The organism is Mesorhizobium sp. M7A.F.Ca.MR.362.00.0.0 (assembly GCF_004023175.1).
Lineage (GTDB): Bacteria > Pseudomonadota > Alphaproteobacteria > Rhizobiales > Rhizobiaceae > Mesorhizobium.
In genome coordinates, this window is sequence record NZ_RZTF01000017.1 from 14,457 (window position 1) to 34,953 (window position 20,497).

Sequence of the window (20,497 nt, forward strand, 5' to 3'; positions counted from 1 at the left end):
GACAAAGAGTATCTGCCGGTGCGGTTGTGCCTTCTTCAGCCGGGTCAGCGCGTCGTATTCGGCCAGCCAGCGATGCGGCGTGACGTGGAACCGACGCTCGTTGCGTGTTTGCGGATGCGAACTTGTCAGCGTGTCGAACGGATGGCGCACGCAATAGATCAAGCCGATGGAGGGAGGGAGCTTCGCCAGATGCGCAAAACCGCGCGCATCGCGCTTGACGACGAGGTTCGATTCCGGCCGGTCCAACATGTCCAGCATTGTGTATCGCGCTTCGGGCGGATGGACGAAAATGTCCTCGAAACACCTCATCAGCCGCTGTGTCAGCGTCGTGCCGCTGCGCGCGCAACCCGAAATGAAAATTCTGTTGGCGGGCGCCGCGCGTGCGTATGTGCGTTTTTGCATGCGCTGTTTCAGAGACAGCGGCACGAACCGCAGAAACTCCCGCACAACCCTTCGCGCAGCCGCTCCAAACGCAGCCTCAAGCCTGTGAGCGCCCTTCATCCGCAATTCCGCAGGGCCGCCCGGCACGAAACGCGCCGCTTGGGGTCCATGGCCAAGATACTCGTCGCCGATATCAGCATCAGGCAGACACCGGACTGGAATTCCTGGATGGGAGAGGATGGGAAATCGGTCAAAACGACTCTCTGCATGGGCACCATGCCTTAGCGCAGCTGTCATCGTGCCACAACAGGAACAGGTCGCCTGCAGCCTGCGCCTTCCCTTGCAACACCTTTACCTCGCTGGATTCCTTCACCCAGCAATGTAAGCTCGGCTCCGCTAGCTAGGGAGGATGCGATGCTGCAGACCAGACAGGATGTTCTCGGCGAGCGGTTCCACCTGCAGCGCGCCGCCTTCGAGGCGCAGCCTTTCCCCAACTTTGGCATCCGCAAGGATCGCCTGAAACGCCTGTTGGCGCTGACCGAGCGGCATGAAGCCGACATCTGCACCGCCATCGACACCGACTTCGGTGGCCGTTCGGCACACGAGACGCGTCTTGCGGAACTGTTCGTGGTGCGTGCCGGCATCCGCCACGCGCTTTCGCATCTCAGGGGCTGGATGCGCGAACGCCGCGTTGTCACCACCATGCCGTTCCTGCCCGGGCGAAATCGCCTCGTCCCGCAGCCGCTCGGCGTCGTCGGCATCGTGTCGCCCTGGAATTATCCTTTCCAGCTCGCTGTCGCGCCGGTCACGGCGGCACTCGCGGCCGGCAATCGCGTGCTTATAAAACCTTCCGAATTGACGCCGGCATTCTCAGTGCTGTTGGCCAAACTCGTTGCCGAGCATTTCGCACCCGATGAGCTCAGCGTCATCACCGGCGATGCCGAGATGGGAAAGGCCTTCGTGTCGATGCCTTTCGATCATTTGCTGTTCACCGGCTCGACCGCGGTCGGACGCCAGGTCGCGATCGCCGCGGCCGCCAACCTGACCCCGGTCACGCTCGAACTCGGCGGCAAGTCGCCGGCAATCTTCGATCCGTCCTGCGATCTTGACGCGGCGGTATCCAGCATTGCCTATGGCAAGCTCTTGAATGCCGGGCAGACCTGCATCGCGCCGGATTATCTGCTGGTGCCGAAGGGGCAGGCAGGCACGGTCGCTGTCAAGCTCGCAACGGCGATCGCGAAGCTCTACCCGACCTTGCGCGACAACCCCGACTATACCGTCATCATCAGCGACCGGCACCACCAGCGCCTGCGCGACATGATCACTGAAGCGCGTGACGCAGGCGCCGATGTCACCGAAATCAACCCGGCCGGCGAAGAGCTGGGTGCCAAAAGCCGGAAGCTGCTGCCGACTCTGGTCCGCAACGCCGGCGCAAACCTGCGGCTGATGCGCGAGGAGATTTTTGGGCCGGTGCTGCCCATCGTAGAATACACCGGGATCGACGAAGCGATCGCGCATGTGAACGGGGCAGCCCGACCGCTGGCGCTCTACTGGTTCGGCCGCGACAGCGGCACCCGTCAACGCATCCTGCACGAGACTATTGCCGGCGGTGTCACTATCAACGACTGCATGCTGCATCTGGTACAGGAAAACCAGCCCTTTGGCGGGGTCGGCGCCAGCGGCATGGGCGCCTATCACGGCGAGTGGGGATTTCGGACGTTCAGCAAGGAGAAGCCGGTTTTCACACAGTCGCGGCTGAGCGCCGGAGCCTTGTTGCGCCCGCCCTACGGCAAGACGTTCGAGCGGCTTTTCAGCCTCCTGCGTCACATCACCTGATCGAGCGAGCGCAGCCTCCGGTTCGTCGTGCCATGCAGCGCCGGCGCATTAAGACTATCTTCACCACGGTGCGGCAGGGTCCTCATCCTGCGGTGATGTCTTGAGTACCGCGGCGCCACAAGCGCCCAGGCAACAGACCCGCGCCTCTTTCTGGGGTGCGGGTCATTCCCGCTCGATCTCTTACCCTTGGCTAGCCGAGGAAATCGGCCCGGTGCGGCGTGAAGCTGTCGACCAGCCGCCCTGGTTCCAGCGCCTTGACGCCGTGCACCAGACCGGACGGCACGATGAAGCTGCCGCCGGTCTCGATGGTTTCGGTCCGACCGTCGATGGTCACCTCGAAGCGGCCTTCGGCGACGTAGCTTGCCTGGACATGCGGGTGCGAATGCAGGGCGCCGACGCCACCCTTGTCGAAGCCGAATTCGACCAGCATCAACTCATCGGTGTGCAGGAGGACGCGCCGCCTGTTGCCGTCCGGCGTCGCCGTCCACGTGCCCTCGCCGGCATGCGCGAAAATCTTTGCGGTCATCGTCATCTCCTAAGAGCAATTCCAGGAAAAGTGTGAACGGTTTTCCGTCCGGAATTGCGTCAAAACCTAGCGCGCCAGCCAGCCGCCATCCACCGGCACCACCGCTCCATGCATATAGTCCGATGCCGGCGCCAGCAGGAAGACGGCGGCGTCGCCAATGTCGCCCGCCTCGCCCCAGCGGCCGGCCGGGATACGCGCCAGGATGGCGGCGCTGCGGTCGGGATCGGCGCGCAGCGCCTGGGTGTTGTTGGTCTCGATATAGCCCGGCGCGATGGCGTTGACGTTGATGCCTTTCTGCGCCCATTCGCAGGCGAGCAGACGCGTGATGCCGAGCACACCGTGCTTCGAGGCAGTGTAGGACGCAACGCGGATGCCACCCTGGAAACTCAGCACGGAGGCAATGTTGACGATCTTGCCTTTCCGCTCAGCGGCCAAGGCACGCCTTGCAAAGCTTTGGCAGAGCAAAAAAACCGTTTTCAGATTGACGTCCATGACGTCGTCCCAATCGGCCTCGCTGAGATCGACGGCATCGGCGCGGCGGATGATGCCGGCATTGTTGACCAGCCCGTCGAGCGGACCGCTTTCGTCCCAGATCCGGTCGTGCAACGGGCCGGCGGCCGAAATGTCGGCAAGGTCGGCGCTGACCGCCTCGAATTGCCCTCCCAGCGCGGCGACCTTGTCTGCCGTATCGTCCATCGACGAGCGGCCGACGCCGACCACCGCGCCCCCGGCGCGTGCGATCGATACGGCGATGCCCTGGCCGATGCCGGTGTTGGCGCCGGTGACCAGGAAACGTTTTCCGGCAAGGCTGAAGGGGTCGCTCACCGCAGATCGCTCAACGCCACCGGGTCGACATCGGTATAGTCGACATTGTCGCCGGCCATCGCCCAGATGAAAGCATAATTGGAAGTGCCGGCGCCCGAATGGATCGACCAGCCCGGCGACAGCACCGCTTCCTCGTTGCCCATGACGATATGGCGCGTCTCGTCCGGCTCGCCCATGAAGTGGAAGACGCGTGCCGTCTCCGCCAGGTCGAAATAGAGATAGGCCTCCATGCGCCGGTCATGCACATGGCACGGCATGGTGTTCCACACCGAGCCCGGCGCCAGCTGAGTCATGCCGACCACCAGCTGGCAGGTCTTCACGCCGTCGGCATGGATGAACTGGAAGATCGAACGCTCGTTGCAGGTGTCCTTGCTGCCGAGATCGAGGCGCTTGGCGTCGCCGATGCGGATCAGCCGGCTGGACCAGGCCTGATGCGCCGGCGCGCTGAGCAGATAGAATTTGGCCGGCGCATCTGCATCGGCCGACGCGAACGACACATCAGCGATGCCCATGCCGAGATAGAGCATGTCGCGCGCCTGCAATTCGAAGGACTGGCCGCCGGCCTTGATGACGCCTGCACCGCCGATGTTGACGGCGATCAGCTCGCGACGGTCGAGAAAGTTCTTGGTGCCGGTCGGCTTGATCGTTTCCAGTTGAAGCGCGGCGTCCGTCGGCACGGCGCCGCCGACGATCATGCGGTCGTAATGTGTGTAGGTCAGGCTGATGCGGCCGGGCTGGAACAGGCCGTCAATGTGAAAGTTGTGGCGCAATTCGTCGGTTCCCATCGCCGCGGCGGCGACCGGGTCGATGGCAAAGCGCGATGTATAGTCGATATGGCTCTGGCTCATTTTCGTCCTGACTTGAGATGGGTCATTCGCCGGCGGCGGCCTTGACCGAACTGGAATAAAAAGCCTGACGCGCATGCAGGCGTTCGCGGTAACGCTGCTGGCTGGCGGTGAGGTGCGCGCGCATCGCCTCTCGCGCGGCCTCGGCATCGCCAGAGGTAATGGCGTTGAGGATCACCAGGTGCTCGCGCTGCAGTCCGCGCTGGTAGCTATCGGATTGCGCCAATTCGGTCGACCAGGGCGAAGTCACGTCGCACGGGATGGCGCGCCGGCCGAGCACGTCGAGCATCTCGACATAGAATGGGTTGCTGGTGGCGCTGGCGATCGCGCGATGGAAGGCGAGGTCGGCCGGACCGGTCGGCTCGCTGGCAAGCAGCAGCCGCTCGAATTCGAAGAAGGCTTCCTGGATCGCCGCCTCCTGCGCGGCATTGCGGCGGACGGCGGCGATCCCGGCCGATTCAATCTCGATCGCCAGCCGCACTTCGAGCACGTTGAGCGCGATCGAATCCTTGCTGCCCATGTCGGCGGCCAGCGCGCCGAACATTGTCGAGATGTGCTCTGTGACGAAGACGCCGGCGCCCTGGCGCGGTTCGACCAGCCCGTCGGCGGCAAGCTTGGCCAGCGCCTCGCGGATGACGGTGCGGCTGACGCCGAAGGTTTCGGTCAGTTGGCCTTCGGTCGGCAATTTATGGCCGGGCAGGATCTCACCCGCCTGCAACTGCTTGCGGATCGTCGTGACCACTGTCTCCGACAGTTTGGGTTTTCTCTCGACCCTGAGGTCGGTTGCGGTGTCCGATGCCATGTCGCCCCTATTTGAAGACGCTCGGTAGCCAGAGCGAAATGGCCGGAATATAAGTGACGAGCCCCAGTACCACGAGCCCGGCCCCATAGAACGGCAAGATCGAGCGCATCGCCTCCCAGACGGATATCTTGCCCACTGCGCACGCCACGAACTGCACAGCGCCCACCGGCGGCGTATTCAGCCCGATGCCGAAGTTGAGGATCATGATGACGCCAAAATGTACCGGGTCGACGCCGTAGGCTTGCGCCACGGGCAGGAAGATCGGCGTGCAGATGATGATCGTCGGCCCCATGTCCATGAAGGTGCCGAGGAACAGCATCAAGACGTTGAGCAGGAGAAGCACGACCAGCGGATCGTCCGAGATTGCGTTCATGGAGGCTATGAGCGCTGCCGGCAGTTTCAGGAAGGCCATCAACCACGAGAACGCCGCCGCCATGCCGATGATGAGCAGCACCATGGCCGTGGTGCGCACGGCACCATGGGTGGCATGAACGAAACCTTCCCAAGTCATCTGCCGGTAAACGAAGACAGTGACGAGCAACGCATAGATGACCGCGACACAGGAACTCTCGGTCGCCGTGAAAACGCCCGATCGTACGCCACCGAAGATGATCGCGATCAGCAGCAGGCCGGGCACCGCGACAGCGAAGAGATGCGCGACGGCGGTGAAGCCCGGAAACGGCTCGGTCGGATAACCGCGGGAGCGCGCCACGAAATAGGCGGTGATCATCAGCGACAGGGCCAACAGCAGGCCAGGAATGATGCCGGCCGTGAACAGGTCGGCGATGGAGATCTTTCCACCTGCCGAGATCGAGTAGATGATCATGTTGTGCGACGGCGGCAGGAGCAGCGCGATCAGCGCTGCCATCGACGTGACGTTGACGGCGTAATCCGCTCCATATCCACGCGCTTTCATCTGCGGGATCATCAAGCCGCCGACCGCCGCCGCCTCGGCCACCGCGGAGCCCGAAATGCCGCCGAACAGTGTAGCGGTCGCAATGTTGACCTGCCCGAGGCCACCGCGCAAATGGCCAACGAGCGAGCCGGCGAAGGCAACGATCTTGCTGGCGATGCCGCCGCGCACCATCAAGTCGCCGGCATAGATGAAGAAGGGAATGGCCAGCAGCGAAAAGACGCTCATGCCGGAATTCAGGCGCTGGAACACGATGAGCGGCGGCAGGCCCATATAGAGGACGGTGGCAAAGCTTGCGACGCCGAGGCAGAAAGCGATCGGCGTGCCGATAAGCATCAGAAGGGTGAAGACGCCGAAGAGAATCCAGAGTTCCATGCCGTCAGACCTTCACGTTCGCCGTGTCGAGCTCGGTTGCAACTTCCGCCGGCGGCAGTTCATCGAGCACATCGTCGATCGGCGCACCGTAGAGGCGAAGCACGATGCGCTCCAGCGTGAAGAGCACGACGAGCACGCCTCCCGCGACCAGCGGGACGTAGTCCCAGCCCCCCGATATGCCGAGCGACGGCAAGGTAGCGCCCCAGGTCAATGCGACCAGTTGGCTACCATACCAGATCATACCGATGCCGAAGGCGAGCGCGACGAGGTCCGAGATCATCCGCAGCCAACGCTTGCCGCCTTTGGGCAGCACGTAGAGCAGGACGTCGAAGCCGAGGTGATAGTTCTCGCGCACGCCGACGGCAGCGCCGAGGAAAATGAACCAGCTCATCAGCATCACCGAGCCCTGCTCGGTCCAGCTTGGCGAGCGGTTCAGGACATAACGACCGAACACCTGCCAGGCGACGAAGGCGGTCATCAGCACCAGCCCGATGCCTGCGACCCATAGCGCCGCTGTGCTGACGCGCGACATCATGCGCGCGACGCCGCACAGGGGCGGTCTGTGTTTTGGGCTGGAGGTCACCGGTTCTCTCCGCAAGAGGATGGCGGCGCGGAATGCCCGCGCCGCCGCTTGATCACTGCACGGCCTTGATGGCTTCGACCATGGCCTTCAGCTTGTCGTCCTTGACGTGCTTCTCGTAGACCGGACCCATGGCGTCGATGAAGGGCTGCTTGTCCGGCGTCGTGATCTGCGAACCGGCCGCCTCGACCTTGGCGCGCGATTCCTTGACCTTGGCGGTCCACAGCTCGCGCTGCCTGGCGACGCTCTCCTTGGCGGCCGCCTTGAAGATCGCCTGATCCTCCGGCGTCAGCTTGTCCCAGCTCGACTTCGCCATGACGAAGGCTTCCGGCACCATAGTGTGCTCGTCGAGCGAATAGAACTTGGCGACTTCCGCATGCTTGGCGGTGTCGTAGCTCGGAAAATTGTTTTCCGCGCCGTCGATGACCCCGGTCTCGATCGCCGAATACACCTCGCCATACGGCATCGGCGTCGCGTTGGCGCCGAGTGCCGCCACCATGTCGACGAAGATGTCGGACTGGATGACGCGGAACTTCATGCCGGACAGATCGGCTAATGAGTTGATCGGCTTCTTCGAATTGTAGAAGGAGCGCGCGCCACTGTCATAAAAGGCGAGCAGCACCAGCCCGACCTGTTCGAACGCCGCCGCGATCTGGTCGCCGACCGCCCCGTCCATGACCTTGTGCATATGGTCTTCCGAGCGGAAGATGTAGGGCAGCGAGGGCACCGTGGTTTCGGGAATGAGCCCGTTGAACGGCGCCATCGAGATGCGGTTGAGGTCGATCACGCCGGTGCGAACCTGCTCGATCGTGTCCTTTTCTTCGCCGAGCTGCGCGGAATGATAGAGCTCGACCGCATAGCGGCCGGCCGTACGCTCCTTTACAAGCTCGCCGAAATATTTGACCGCCTCGACCGTCGGATAGCCGTCCGGGTGGGTGTCGGACGAGCGCAGAACCGTCTGGGCGCTTGCGGTTCCGGCCATCAGTGCGGCGGCGAGTAGCGCAGCTCCCGTCAGTCTTGAAAAATGCAACATGGTTTCCTCCCTTTGCATTGCGGGCGAGTTGCCCCTTCAGAGCCGATACGCCTTTTTCGCCAGCGTATAGGTCAGTTCCCGCGCCAGCTCATGCGCCTCGTCCTCGCGCAGCCGATGCTCGGCGACGAGACGCGCCAGGAACGCACAGTCGACTCGCCGCGCCACATCGTGACGCGCCGGGATCGATGGAAAGGCACGGGTGTCGTCGTTGAAACCGACGGTGTTGTAGAAGCCGGCCGTCTCGGTGGTCATCTCGCGGAAGCGCCGCATGCCTTCCGGGCTGTCGTGGAACCACCATGCCGGCCCGAGCTTCAGCGCCGGGTAGACACCGGCCAGCGGCGCCAGCTCGCGCGCATAACTGGTCTCGTCGAGCGTGAACAGGATGACGGTGAGGTCGCGCTCCAGCCCGACGCAGTCGAGCAGCGGCTTCAGCGCCGTCACATAGTCGGTCCTGGTCGGGATATCGAAACCCTTGTCGCGGCCGAATTTCTGGAAGATCGCGGGCGAATGATTGCGCCAGGAGCCGGGATGGATCTGCAGGACCAGTCCATCGTCGAGGCTCATCTTGGCCATCTCGGTCAGCATCTGGGCGCGGAACAGTTTTCGCTCGCGCTCATCGTCGGAACCACGGCGAATCCGATTGAACAGCTCTTGCGCCGCCGCATCCGAAAGATTGGCGGTCTCGGCCGTCGGATGGCCATGATCCGACGAAGTCGCGCCGAAGCTTTTGAAGAAGGCACGCCGCTGGCGATGCGCATCGAGATAGCCGGCCCAATTGCCGGTGTCGCAGCCGGTGATCTCACCGAGCCGGTCGAGATTGGTTGAAAACCCTTCGAAATCGGGATCGACGACAGCATCCGGCCGATAGGCGGTGACCACACGGCCCTGCCAGCCGCTGTCGCGGATCATCTGGTGCCATTGGAGATCGTCGAGCGCGCCTTCCGTGGTCGCGATAACCTCGATGTTGAAACGCTCGAACAGCGCGCGCGGGCGAAAATTCTCCCACTGCAGCAGCGTCGCGATGGTGTCGTAGTGGCGGTCGGCGGTCGCCGCGGTCAGGGGTTCGTCGATGCCGAACAGATCGGCGAGCACATGATCGAACCACAGCCGGGTCGGCGTGCCGCGAAACAGATGATAGTGCTCGGCAAAAGGCCGCCAGATCGCCCTGCCGTCGGTCTCGACCGGCGCGCCGTCGAGCGTCGCCACGCCGAGATCCTCAAGGCGGACGCCTTGGCTGAACAGCATGCGGAAGATGTAGTGATCCGGGACGATGAGCAGTTGCGCCGGATCCGGGAATGGCTCGTTCAGCGCATACCAGCGCGGATCGGTGTGACCATGCGGGCTGACAAGGGGCAGGTCCTTGATCCCGGCATAGAGATCACGGGCAATCGCGCGCGAATGCGCCTCGGCGGGAAACAGCAAATCCGCATGGGTCAGTGCCACGATCATCCTCCCAAGCCACTATCGGTAGGGGCGGCAAGAAATAATGTCAACATACAAAAATACGATTGTTGTATGATGACTTTTCGACCCATTGTGTGGCAGGAAATCGAATGTTACGCCGCTTTGCCGATCCCTGCCGAGGCCACTCATGTCATCCGACCAGACCAGTCGCACCACGACGACCGAACGCCTTTCCACGAAGACGGTGCGCGCACTGCCGGCTTCGATCGCGACACCTGCGTATGATCGCAGCCGCATCGTCCCGGGCATCGTGCACCTTGGTGTCGGCGCCTTCCACCGCGCCCATCAGGCAGCCTATGTCGACGATTGCCTGGCGGCAGGCGAGGCGGATTGGGGCATAACAGGCGTTTCGCTGCGCAGCACCGACACGCGCGACGCTCTCACGCCGCAGGACGGGCTCTACACGCTGGCGATCAGAAGCAGTGGAACCGAAAAACTTCAGGTCATCGGCTCGATCGGTGCGATGCTGGTGGCGCCGGAGAATCCGGGCGCGGTGCTGGCCACGCTGACCGATCCGCGCACCCGCATCGTCACGCTGACGATCACCGAAAAAGCCTATCTGAGGGCGGCAGGCGGGGGATTGGATGCCGCCCATCCCGATATCGTCCATGATCTGGCCAATCCACGGATGCCGAAGACAGCGCATGGTTTCCTGACCGAGGCGCTTGCCCTGCGACGCGCCGCCGGCACGCCGCCCTTCACTGTCCTGTGTTGCGACAATTTGCCGGCCAACGGCGCCACGCTGCACCGGCTGTTGGTCGAATTCGCCCAGTTGCGAGATGCCGGGCTCGCCCAATCGAGTGATGTCGGAATTGCCGACCACATCGCACACCAGGTCGCATTTCCCTCCAGCATGGTCGATCGCATCGTGCCTGCAACCACCGATGCCGATCGGGCGCGGATCGCTGAAGAACTCGGCGTAGAGGATGCCTGGCCCGTGATGACCGAGCCGTTTTGCCAATGGGTGGTCGAAGCTAAATTCCCGACTGGCCGGCCCGCGTGGGAACAATTCGGCGTCACCATGGTTCGCGACGTCGGCCCGTTCGAGGACATGAAGCTCAGGCTGCTCAACGGCTCGCATTCGGCCATCGCCTATCTTGGCCTGCTCAGCGGTCATGCCACCGTCGACCGCGCCTTCGCCGACCCGGCGATCCGGCAATTCGTCGATGCCTTGTGGGCCGAAGCCATCCCGACCCTGCCCGAGGATGCCGGATTGGACACGAGCGCCTATATTGCGGAGCTCGCGGAGCGTTTTTCCAACACTGCACTTGCCCATCGCACGGCGCAGATCGCCAATGACGGCAGCCAGAAACTGCCGCAGCGCATCGTCGCCTCCGCCATCGAATGCCTCGAAGCCGGTACTGAACTGGTCCATCTGACCCTGGTGGTGGCTGCCTGGATCGCCGCCTGCGCCGCGCGAGGGAAAACCTTGCCAGAGGGCCATTTCACCGACCCGCTCGACGCGGCGTTGAAGGAACTTTTGAGTGAGCAACTGCCGGCCAACGAAACCGTGACCGCGGTGTTCGACCTGGCCGGCTTCGCCAGGGACCATGCCGAGCGGCAGACATTGATCGAACTCGTGGCTGTCCATCTCGTCCACCTGCGACGGGACGGTCCGACCCTGGCCTTCGCTGCGCTTGGCATACAGAGCGAGCAGACCTGAGCTATGGCCTCGCGGTTATGATGTCGGCGGGACAGCGCCCCTGGGCGCGAAGGATCACGACAGAACGCCCGTCCTGCGCGCTACCAATGTGAGGGCATGAATTCCAGAGCGCTCCGGCCTTACGCCGGAAGAATAGCGCCTTCCAGCGTGGTGAGCTGGCTAAGGAACTGCTCCGCCTTGCTGCGAGCCTCGTCGTCCTTGGCGTCGGCAGCGTCTTCTTTGGCTTCCTGGATGCGGCGCGCGAGATCGGCGCGGTCGACATCCTTCACGGCGACAGCCGATTCCGCCAGCAGCGTGCAGCCGGCCGGAACGATGTCGGCGAAGCCGCCGAACACCACATAGCGTTCTTCGCCGCCCGCCGCGGTCTTCACGGTGACGACGCCCGGCTTGATCGTGGTCATGACCGGGGCGTGATGCGCCATGACGGTCATCTCGCCTTCGGCGCCCGGAATGACGACGGATTCGACCTGCTCAGAAACCAGCAGGCGTTCCGGCGAGACCAGTTCGAACTTGAAAGCTTCAGCCATTTTGCTTCACCTTGCCGGCGATAATTTCGTCAGTCTGCAACTCGGTCCCGCAGAATGGACAGAACATGACCGCTTGATCAAAATACCCAGGACCGTCCTCTGTTTCGACAGTCCCGACCGTCACCATCAGCACCCCATCGTCGGTCTCGAAGAACGACGGCGAGGGAAGCTCTGTCATCACCTCTTGCAAGGTCGAGCAACAGAACTTCCTTTGCATATATTACGCCGCTTCAGCCGCGAGGCGCTGTGCCTTCTCGACTGCTTCCTCGATGCCGCCGACCATGTAGAAGGCGGCTTCCGGCAGGTGATCGTAGTCGCCGTTGCAGAGGCCCTTGAAGCCCTTGATGGTGTCGGCGAGATCGACCAGCTTGCCCGGCGCGCCGGTGAACACTTCGGCGACGAAGAATGGCTGCGACAGGAAGCGCTCGATCTTGCGGGCGCGGGCCACGGTCTGCTTGTCCTCTTCCGACAGCTCGTCCATGCCCAGAATGGCGATGATGTCCTGCAGCGACTTGTAGCGCTGGAGGATCGACTGCACCTGGCGGGCGACGCCATAGTGTTCGTCGCCGACGACCAGCGGGTCGAGCATGCGCGAGGTCGAATCCAGCGGATCGACCGCCGGATAAATGCCCTTTTCGGCGATGGCGCGGTTCAACGTCGTGGTCGCGTCAAGGTGGGCGAACGAGGTCGCCGGCGCCGGATCAGTCAGATCGTCGGCGGGCACGTAGATGGCCTGCACGGACGTGATCGAGCCCTTGGTGGTGGTGGTGATACGTTCCTGCAGCGCGCCCATGTCGGTGGCGAGCGTCGGCTGATAGCCCACGGCCGAAGGAATACGGCCGAGCAGAGCCGACACTTCCGAACCCGCCTGCGTGAAGCGGAAGATGTTGTCGACGAAGAACAGCACGTCCTGGCCCTGGTCACGGAAATATTCCGCGACCGTCAGGCCGGTCAGGCCGACGCGGGCGCGCGCGCCCGGCGGCTCGTTCATCTGGCCGTAGACGAGTGCCGCCTTGGAGCCTTCGCCGCCGCCCTTCTTGTTGACGCCGGATTCGATGAACTCGTGATACAGATCGTTGCCTTCGCGGGTGCGCTCGCCGACGCCGGCGAACACCGAATAGCCGCCATGCGCCTTGGCGATGTTGTTGATCAGTTCCTGGATCAGCACGGTCTTGCCGACGCCGGCGCCGCCGAACAGGCCGATCTTGCCGCCTTTGGCGTAGGGAGCCAGGAGATCGAGCACCTTGATGCCGGTGATCAGGATCTGTGCTTCAGTCGACTGTTCGACATAGGTCGGAGCCGGCTGGTGGATGGAGCGCATTTCGGTCGCGTCGACCGGGCCTTCTTCGTCGACCGGCTCGCCGATGACGTTGATGATGCGGCCGAGCATGCCCGGGCCGACCGGCACGGTGATCGGCGCGCCGGTGTCACGCACTTCCTGGCCGCGAACCAGACCTTCGGTCGAGTCCATGGCGATGCAGCGCACGGTGTTTTCACCCAGATGCTGGGCAACTTCGAGCACCAGGCGGTTGCCGACATTGGTCGTCTCGAGCGCGTTCAGGATCGCCGGCAGGTGATCGCCGAACTGCACGTCGACAACGGCGCCGATGACCTGGCGGACCTTGCCGGCAACGCCGGTTGCCTTGCTGGCCACTGCCGATGTCTTGGCAGCGGCGGCCTTCGCCGGTGCTGCCGCCTTGGCCGGGGCAGCCTTCGCGGCGGCTGCTGGAGCCTTTGCCGCCGCCTTCGCGGGGGCTGCGGTTTTCGCGGCTGCGGCCTTGGGGGCTGCCTTCTGGGGGGTCGCTGCTTTCGCCATCGTCTTTACCCTTTTTCGTCCTTTGTTTCTCACGCGGTCCAGTCGCGGGTCGATGACCCGCGAACCACGCCTAGAGCGCCTCGGCGCCCGAAATGATTTCGATCAGTTCCTTGGTGATCTGCGCCTGCCGCTGGCGATTGTAGGTGATCGACAGCTTGTTGATCATGTCGCCGGCGTTGCGCGTCGCATTGTCCATGGCGCTCATCTTGGCGCCCATTTCGCCAGCCACGTTTTCGAGCAGCGCCCGGAAAACCTGCACAGAGATGTTGCGCGGAATGAGGTCGGAGAGGATTTCGCCCGGCTCCGGCTCATATTCGTAGACGGCGTTGCCGCCATCAATCGCCTCGGCAGGAGCCGAAGCAACGCCGGCCGGAATGATCTGCTGCGCGGTCGGGATCTGGCTGATCACCGACTTGAACTGCGAATAGAACAGCGTGCAGATGTCGAAGCCGCCTTCGTTGAAGAGGTGGATGACCTTCTTGGCGATGGCATCGGCATTGACGAAGCCGAGTGTCTTGACCTCGCGCAGGTCGACTCGGTCGATGATCATCGACGCGTAGTCGCGGCGCAGGATGTCGAAACCCTTCTTGCCGACGCAGATGATCTTGACCTGCTTGCCGTCGGCCAAAAGCTTGCGGATATGGTCGCGGGCAAGGCGGGCGATCTGCGAATTGAAGCCGCCGCACAGGCCGCGCTCGGCGGTGCAGACGACGAGCAGATGCACGTCATCCTTGCCGGTGCCGGTCATCAGCGCCGGGGCATCGCCGCCGCCGCCGATTGCCTGGGTTATGTTGGCCAGCACGGAACCCATGCGCTCCGAATAGGGGCGCGCCGCTTCCGCAGCCTCTTGCGCACGGCGCAGCTTCGCCGCGGCGACCATCTGCATCGCCTTGGTGATCTTCTGCGTCGCCTTGACCGAGGCGATACGGTTACGAAGGTCTTTTAATGAAGGCATGCTTCAAACCTGATCCCGTCTTGCAATTCGCTCAGGCGAAGGTCTTGGCGAAAGCGTCGATCTCGGCCTTCAGCTTGGCGCGCAGATCGTCCGACAGCGCCTTTTCCTTGCGGATGGCTTCGAGGACGTCCTTGCCGGCCGAACGCATGTGGCTGAGCAGGCCATGCTCGAACTTGCCGACCTGGTTGACCGGCAGCTTGTCGAGATAGCCGTTGACGCCGGCGAAGATCACCGCGACCTGCTCTTCCGTCTTCAGCGGCGAGAACTGCGGCTGCTTCAGGAGTTCGGTGAGGCGCGATCCGCGGTTGAGCAGGCGCTGGGTGGCGGCATCGAGATCCGAGCCGAACTGCGCGAAGGCCGCCATTTCGCGGTACTGCGCAAGCTCGCCCTTGATCGAACCGGCAACCTGCTTCATCGCCTTGATCTGCGCGGCCGAACCGACGCGGCTGACCGACAGACCGACGTTCACCGCAGGACGAATGCCCTGGAAGAACAGGTTGGTCTCGAGGAAGATCTGGCCGTCGGTGATCGAGATCACGTTGGTCGGGATATAGGCCGACACGTCGTTGGCCTGCGTTTCGATGATCGGCAGCGCGGTCAGCGAACCACCGCCCAGATCGTCGTTGAGCTTGGCGGCGCGCTCGAGCAGGCGCGAGTGCAGGTAGAAGACGTCGCCCGGATAGGCTTCGCGGCCCGGCGGGCGACGCAGCAGCAGCGACATCTGGCGATAGGCGACGGCCTGCTTCGACAGATCGTCGTAGCTGATCAGCGCGTGCATGCCATTGTCGCGGAAATATTCGCCCATGGTGGCGCCGGCGAACGGCGCCAGGAACTGCATCGGTGCCGGATCGGAAGCGGTGGCGGCGACGATGATCGAATATTCGAGCGCGCCGCGCTCTTCCAGCACCTTGACGAACTGCGCGACGGTCGAGCGCTTCTGGCCGACGGCGACGTAGACGCAGTAGAGCTTTTCCTTCTCGGGGCCGTTGTCGTGCACCGACTTCTGGTTGAGCATCGTGTCGAGGATGATGGCGGTCTTGCCGGTCTGGCGATCGCCGATGACCAGCTCGCGCTGGCCGCGGCCGACCGGGATCAGCGCATCGATGGCCTTGAGGCCGGTCGACATCGGCTCGTTCACCGACTTGCGCGGAATGATGCCGGGCGCCTTGACGTCGACGCGCTTGCGCTCGACCGCCTTGATCGGACCCTTGCCGTCGATCGGATTACCGAGCGCGTCGACGACGCGGCCGAGCAGGCCTGGGCCGACGGGGACGTCGACGATGGCGCCAGTGCGCTTGACGATGTCGCCTTCCTTGATGTCGCGGTCGGCGCCGAAGATGACGACGCCGACATTGTCGGCTTCGAGGTTGAGCGCCATGCCGCGGATGCCGCCGGGGAATTCGACCATTTCGCCGGCCTGGACATTGTCGAGGCCGTAGACGCGGGCGATACCGTCACCGACGGACAACACCTGTCCGACTTCGGAGACCTCGGCCTCCTTGCCGAAATTCTTGATCTGGTCTTTCAGAATTGCGGAAATTTCCGCGGCGCGGATGTCCATCAGCCGACCTCTTTCAGTGCAAGCTTGAGCGAATTGAGTTTGGTTTTGAGCGACGTATCGATCTGGCGCGAGCCCATCTTGACCACCAGCCCGCCGAGCAGCGACGGATCGACGGTGACGGAGATAGCCACGTCCTTGCCGGCAACGCTCTTCAGCGCCGCCTTGAGTTCGGTCTGCTGGGCAGCCGTCAGTTCGTGAGCCGACGTCACTTCAGCAGCGGTCTCGCCACGATGTTCGGCTGATATCTGGCGGAACGCCCTGATCATGCCGGGAATGGCGAACAGCCGGCGGTTACGGGCGACGACGCGCAGGAAATTACCAGTGAGGCCGGCAATCCCGGCCTTGTCGGCGATTGCCGCGATGGCCTTCGCCTGGTCCTCGCTGGAGAACACCGGGCTGTTGATCAGCCGGGTGAGATCAGCGCTGCCCGCGAGCATGGCTTCGAAGCTGTTGAGGTCGGCTTCGACCTTGGCCGCGGAATTTGCCTGCAGGGCGAGTTCGAACAGCGAACCCGCATAGCGTTCTGCGACACCTGAGATTGGCGATGACGATTGAGCCACGGACCGTCTTTTCTCTTGTCTGACAGGCCGTAGATTGTTGGCGCGAGCAAAAACTCTGGCTAAATCTTTGACCTTACTGCATTTTTTCAAGCACGGAGACGCGGCTTCCGCTATCCCCGGCCGAAAGTCGATTGCCGTCTAGCACAGGCATTTTAAGACCGCAATGCGTCGTTCCGCATGGTTTTCAGGCACTATTGTCGCATCCGGCGAAAGTCACCCGTCTTCCATCGCGGAATACCCCACGATTCAAGGCAGAAAGCCGAAGGCAAAGGCGAGCGGCAACGCCGCCAGCACCAATTCCACCACAATGGAAACCCAATTGAAAGGCGTGTTGGCGCCATCAGACATCATCGACAGCAGCCGGCCGAAGGCTGTGAACAGCCAGGAGAAGCCGAGCGCCATGTAGATCAGCGGCTGCGCCAGCAGGATACAGCACAGGCCGACACCGAGATAAAAGCCGGACATCCTGCCGCGCCCCTCGGCGATCGCCGCCGCCTTCTCTGGCTTGACCTGCAGGCGCAGGGCACGGAAGGCGAGACCGGGAGCCAGAAAAAACAAAAGGCCGAGCAGCACGGTGACGACGGCGCTCGACCAGGCCAGCCATTCGCCCTGGCTCGTCGGCCACGGAAGCGCAAAATCCATACTGTCCCCTCGAAATGCCTGTTTTGAAATTCCGGGCATTCTAACGGAGGAAAAACGTCGCGCCAGATGGGTCCAGGTACTTTCAAAGCAATGCCAGGAAAAGTGTGAAGCGGTTTTCCGTCCGGAATTGCGTCAGAACAAAGGGCTGGAAGCGCATCAACCGAGCGCGAATTCCACAGCCGCCTCGGCATGGATGCGCGTGGTGTCGAAGACCGGAATGCCGAAATCCTGCTGGCCGATCAGCATGGTGATCTCGGTGCAGCCCATGATGACGCTGTCGGCCCCCTCTTCGCGGCGCAGGCGCTCGGTCTCGGCGATATAGGCCGCCTTTGAAGTCTCCTTGACGATGCCCTGGCACAATTCCTCGTAGATGACACGGTGGACCATGTCGCGCCCGGCACCATCGGGTACGACAGGGTTCAAGCCAAATCTGTCGGCGAGCCTAACCTTGTAGAAATCCTGCTCCATGGTGAAGCGCGTCGCCAGCAGCGCCGGGCGCTGCATGCCGGCGCGCTTGACCGCCACCGCGGTGGCATCGGCGATGTGGATCAGCGGGATCGACACCGACGCCTGCACCTGATCGGCCAGTTTGTGCATGGTGTTGGTGCACAAAAGCAGACCTTCCGCGCCGCCCGCCTCTAGCTTGCGCGCTGCTTCGACCAGAAGCGCGCCGGCGCCGTCCCAGTCGCCATGATGCTGTCGCTCGGCGATCTCTGCAAAATCGAAGGACCACAGAAGCAGTTTCGCCGAATGCAAGCCGCCCAGCCGATCGCGCACGATCTCGTTGAGCAGCCGATAGTAGATGGCCGTCGATTCCCAGCTCATGCCGCCCAGAAGGCCAAGGGTTTTCATTGCGCGAGCTGTTCCTTTTCCTGGGCGATCCTCGATACTATAAACACATGAGACCACAAGGAGGTCGCAGTGAAAACCGTTCAGCTTCAGCAGGCCAAGGCGACACTCTCGGCAATTGTGGAGGCCGCGGGAAATGGCGAGCCAACCATCATCACAGAAAACGGCAGGCCGGCTGCCATGATCGTCCCGGTCGATGAAGGGCGAAAGCTCTATCCGCAAGACAGTCGGAGAAATTTGGCTGATTGGTTACTTCGGTATCCCGGCGGCATCGAATTTGAGCGAAACGAATCGCCGTCACGAGATGTCGAGTTTTGAGCCGCCCGACGTACCTATTTAAATCCACCTACCAAGCGCCCGGCAGCTACAAAAAACTCTGCGGATCGATATCCACCTGCACCCTGACCGAGCCGCGCTGCTTCGGCCCGTTGGCCAGCATGGCCCTGATAAAACCTTGCATGTCGGCGCGCCGTTCGCCCTGGATCAGCAGGCGGAAGCGGTGGCGGCCGCCGAGCAGGGACAGCGGCGCCTCCGCCGGCCCCAGCACGAACAGATCGGTCGCCTCGGGCGCGGCGCGGCGCAGGCCGCGTGCATGGCCCTCGGCTTCCGCCCGCGTCACCGCACTGACGATGACGCCGGCGAGCCGACCGAAGGGCGGCAGTGCGGCCCGTTCGCGCTCGGCGATCTCACGTTCGTAAAACGCCTCGGCGTCGCCGGAGACGATCGCCCGCATCACCGGATGCTCGGGCTGAAAAGTCTGCAGCAGGCCAAGGCTCTTCTTGCCGGTGCGGCCGGCTCGGCCGGTGACCTGGCTGAGCAGCTGGAATGTGCGCTCGGCGGCGCGCGGATCGCCATTGGCAAGGCCGAGATCGGCATCGACGACGCCGACCAGGGTCATGTTGGGAAAGTTGTGGCCCTTGGCGACGAGCTGCGTGCCGATGACGATGTCGGCCTCGCCATCGGCGATCGCCTCCAGCTCCAGCCGCAGCCGCCGCACGCCGCCCATCAGGTCCGACGACAAGACGATGGTACGCGCGTCGGGAAAATGCGTCACGACCTCTTCGGCGATGCGCTCGACACCCGGCCCGCAGGCGACCAGATGGTCGAGCGTGCCGCATTCCGGGCAGGCTTCGGGGCGGCGCTCATTGTGCCCGCAATGATGGCAGACGAGCTGGCCGCGAAAGCGATGCTCGACCAGCCAGGCCGAGCAGACCGGGCAGCCGAAGCGGTGGCCGCAGACCCGGCACAGCGTCAGCGGCGCATAGCCGCGCCGGTTGAGGAACAGCAGCGACTGCTCCTGCCTCTCCAGCGTCTGGCGCATCTGGTCGAGCAGCACCGGCGACAGGAAGCCACCGCGCGCCGGCGGTGCGCGCCGCATGTCGACCGCCTTCAGATGCGGAAGTGCCGCCTCGGCGAAGCGAGCTGAGAGCACGGCCCTGTTGTAGCGGCCCTGGCTGGCGTTGACCCGGCTTTCGACCGACGGCGTCGCCGACGCCAGCACCACCGGAAAGCTGCCGATATGGCCGCGCACCACGGCCATATCACGCGCATTGTAGAAGACGCGGTCCTCCTGCTTGTAGGCAGGGTCGTGCTCCTCGTCGACGACGATCAGGCCGAGCTCCTTGAACGGCAGGAACAGCGCCGAGCGCGCGCCGGCGACGACCCGCACACCGCCCTCCGCCACTTGCCGCCAAACCCGCTCGCGCATCCGCGGCGGCAGGTCGGAATGCCATTCGCCCGGCTTGGCGCCGAAGCGCTGCTGGAAGCGCTCGAGAAAGGCATGCGTCAGCGCGATTTCCGGCAGCAGGATCAGCACCTGCCTGCCCTGGTCGAGCGCAGCCGCCACCGCCTCGAAATAGACCTCGGTCTTACCGGATCCGGTGACGCCGTCGAGCAGCGCGACGTTGAACACGCCGGCTGCGACATTGGCGCGCAGCATCTGCGCCGCGTCGCTCTGGTCCGGCATCAGTTCCGGAATGGCGTAGCCGGAATCGGGCGCGGCCACCACCGGGCGCGGCGGGATCATCACGGTCTCGAACACGCCTTGCGCTCTCAGGCCGTCAATCACCGTCGATGACACGCCGGCGGCGTGAGCGAGGCCGGAACGCGTCCAGGCAAGGCCGCCTTCGGCCGTCTCCAGCACACGCTGCCTGGCGCCCGTCATCCGGTCGGGTGCGAGAAGCGTGCGCTGCAGCCCTTCGATCCACGGTTCGGGGTCGAAAGCCTCCGGCGCCCTGAGCAGCATGCGCGCCACCATGCCCGGAGGCGACAGCGTGTACTGCGCCACCCAGTCGACGAAACGGCGCATCGCTCGGTCGATCGGCGGGCAGTCGAAGACCTGTTC

The 20,497-nt window shown here is 63.6% G+C and carries 20 protein-coding genes and 1 pseudogene; 3 read left to right on the forward strand and 18 right to left on the reverse strand.

All coding sequences use genetic code 11. From position 1 onward, the window contains the following. Positions 1-402 (reverse strand): annotated as a pseudogene (locus EOC06_RS41685) (sulfotransferase); the annotation flags it as partial. 393 nt (positions 403-795) lie between these two features. On the opposite strand from EOC06_RS41685, the gene EOC06_RS04490 reads away from it, so the two are divergent. Beyond that, positions 796-2,217, forward strand: a complete 1,422-nt coding sequence (locus tag EOC06_RS04490; protein WP_128307183.1) for a coniferyl aldehyde dehydrogenase — start codon at positions 796-798, stop codon at positions 2,215-2,217. A gap of 190 nt (positions 2,218-2,407) precedes the next feature. On the opposite strand, the gene EOC06_RS04495 is transcribed toward EOC06_RS04490, so the two are convergent. From EOC06_RS04495 to uxaC, 8 genes are all read right to left on the reverse strand, one after another. Further along, positions 2,408-2,743 (reverse strand): cupin domain-containing protein, encoded by a 336-nt coding sequence (locus EOC06_RS04495; RefSeq protein WP_128307184.1) that lies wholly within the window; start codon positions 2,741-2,743, stop codon positions 2,408-2,410. Between the two features lie 66 nt (positions 2,744-2,809). Continuing rightward, the gene (kduD, locus tag EOC06_RS04500) at positions 2,810-3,568 is read right to left on the reverse strand and encodes a 2-dehydro-3-deoxy-D-gluconate 5-dehydrogenase KduD (RefSeq protein ID WP_128307185.1); all 759 of its coding nucleotides are present in this window, start codon (positions 3,566-3,568) and stop codon (positions 2,810-2,812) included. Further along, on the reverse strand, positions 3,565-4,416 hold the full coding sequence (gene kduI, locus EOC06_RS04505; protein WP_128307186.1) for a 5-dehydro-4-deoxy-D-glucuronate isomerase: 852 nt from the start codon (positions 4,414-4,416) through the stop codon (positions 3,565-3,567). Before kduI ends, kduD begins: the two co-directional genes overlap by 4 nt. A 22-nt stretch (positions 4,417-4,438) precedes the next feature. After that, on the reverse strand, positions 4,439-5,215 hold the full coding sequence (locus EOC06_RS04510) for a FadR/GntR family transcriptional regulator (protein ID WP_127269375.1): 777 nt from the start codon (positions 5,213-5,215) through the stop codon (positions 4,439-4,441). 7 nt (positions 5,216-5,222) lie between these two features. Then, the gene (locus tag EOC06_RS04515; protein ID WP_128307187.1) at positions 5,223-6,503 is read right to left on the reverse strand and encodes a TRAP transporter large permease; all 1,281 of its coding nucleotides are present in this window, start codon (positions 6,501-6,503) and stop codon (positions 5,223-5,225) included. Positions 6,504-6,507: 4 nt separating this feature from the next. Beyond that, complete coding sequence (locus tag EOC06_RS04520; RefSeq protein ID WP_127395858.1) at positions 6,508-7,038, reverse strand: TRAP transporter small permease; 531 nt, start codon at positions 7,036-7,038, stop codon at positions 6,508-6,510. Positions 7,039-7,138: 100 nt separating this feature from the next. Next, positions 7,139-8,116, reverse strand: coding sequence for a TRAP transporter substrate-binding protein (locus EOC06_RS04525; protein ID WP_127328609.1), 978 nt, complete (start codon positions 8,114-8,116; stop codon positions 7,139-7,141). Between the two features lie 36 nt (positions 8,117-8,152). Next, the gene (gene uxaC, locus EOC06_RS04530; protein ID WP_164898462.1) at positions 8,153-9,565 is read right to left on the reverse strand and encodes a glucuronate isomerase; all 1,413 of its coding nucleotides are present in this window, start codon (positions 9,563-9,565) and stop codon (positions 8,153-8,155) included. A 142-nt stretch (positions 9,566-9,707) separates the two neighbouring features. Here uxaC and EOC06_RS04535 point away from each other — a divergent pair, with 142 nt between their 5' ends. Then, the gene (locus EOC06_RS04535; RefSeq protein WP_128307189.1) at positions 9,708-11,243 is read left to right on the forward strand and encodes a mannitol dehydrogenase family protein; all 1,536 of its coding nucleotides are present in this window, start codon (positions 9,708-9,710) and stop codon (positions 11,241-11,243) included. Between the two features lie 119 nt (positions 11,244-11,362). Here EOC06_RS04535 and EOC06_RS04540 read toward each other — a convergent pair whose 3' ends face one another. From EOC06_RS04540 to EOC06_RS04575, 8 genes are all read right to left on the reverse strand, one after another. Continuing rightward, positions 11,363-11,770, reverse strand: a complete 408-nt coding sequence (locus EOC06_RS04540) for a F0F1 ATP synthase subunit epsilon (RefSeq protein ID WP_127267285.1) — start codon at positions 11,768-11,770, stop codon at positions 11,363-11,365. After that, positions 11,763-11,987 (reverse strand): hypothetical protein, encoded by a 225-nt coding sequence (locus EOC06_RS04545; protein ID WP_127808808.1) that lies wholly within the window; start codon positions 11,985-11,987, stop codon positions 11,763-11,765. Before EOC06_RS04545 ends, EOC06_RS04540 begins: the two co-directional genes overlap by 8 nt. Before the next feature lie 3 nt (positions 11,988-11,990). Beyond that, positions 11,991-13,586 (reverse strand): F0F1 ATP synthase subunit beta, encoded by a 1,596-nt coding sequence (atpD, locus tag EOC06_RS04550; RefSeq protein ID WP_164898463.1) that lies wholly within the window; start codon positions 13,584-13,586, stop codon positions 11,991-11,993. A 70-nt stretch (positions 13,587-13,656) separates the two neighbouring features. Continuing rightward, positions 13,657-14,541 (reverse strand): F0F1 ATP synthase subunit gamma, encoded by an 885-nt coding sequence (locus tag EOC06_RS04555; RefSeq protein WP_127261419.1) that lies wholly within the window; start codon positions 14,539-14,541, stop codon positions 13,657-13,659. A 31-nt stretch (positions 14,542-14,572) separates the two neighbouring features. After that, a complete protein-coding gene (gene atpA, locus EOC06_RS04560; RefSeq protein ID WP_127267283.1) occupies positions 14,573-16,102 on the reverse strand; it encodes a F0F1 ATP synthase subunit alpha in 1,530 nt (509 codons plus the stop codon). After that, positions 16,102-16,662 carry a F0F1 ATP synthase subunit delta gene (locus EOC06_RS04565; RefSeq protein ID WP_128307190.1) on the reverse strand — a complete coding sequence of 187 codons (561 nt, stop codon included), beginning with the start codon at positions 16,660-16,662 and terminating at the stop codon, positions 16,102-16,104. Before EOC06_RS04565 ends, atpA begins: the two co-directional genes overlap by 1 nt. Positions 16,663-16,908: 246 nt before the next feature. Continuing rightward, positions 16,909-17,304, reverse strand: a complete 396-nt coding sequence (locus EOC06_RS04570; protein ID WP_127261416.1) for a DUF4345 family protein — start codon at positions 17,302-17,304, stop codon at positions 16,909-16,911. A gap of 156 nt (positions 17,305-17,460) precedes the next feature. Then, on the reverse strand, positions 17,461-18,156 hold the full coding sequence (locus tag EOC06_RS04575) for an aspartate/glutamate racemase family protein (RefSeq protein WP_128307191.1): 696 nt from the start codon (positions 18,154-18,156) through the stop codon (positions 17,461-17,463). Positions 18,157-18,225: 69 nt separating this feature from the next. On the opposite strand from EOC06_RS04575, the gene EOC06_RS04580 reads away from it, so the two are divergent. Continuing rightward, entirely contained in the window at positions 18,226-18,471 is a 246-nt protein-coding gene (locus tag EOC06_RS04580) for a type II toxin-antitoxin system Phd/YefM family antitoxin (protein ID WP_128307192.1), read from the forward strand. Positions 18,472-18,517: 46 nt separating this feature from the next. Here EOC06_RS04580 and EOC06_RS04585 read toward each other — a convergent pair. Beyond that, a partial coding sequence (locus EOC06_RS04585) for a primosomal protein N' (RefSeq protein ID WP_245469328.1) occupies positions 18,518-20,497 on the reverse strand: 1,980 nt, incomplete at its 5' end.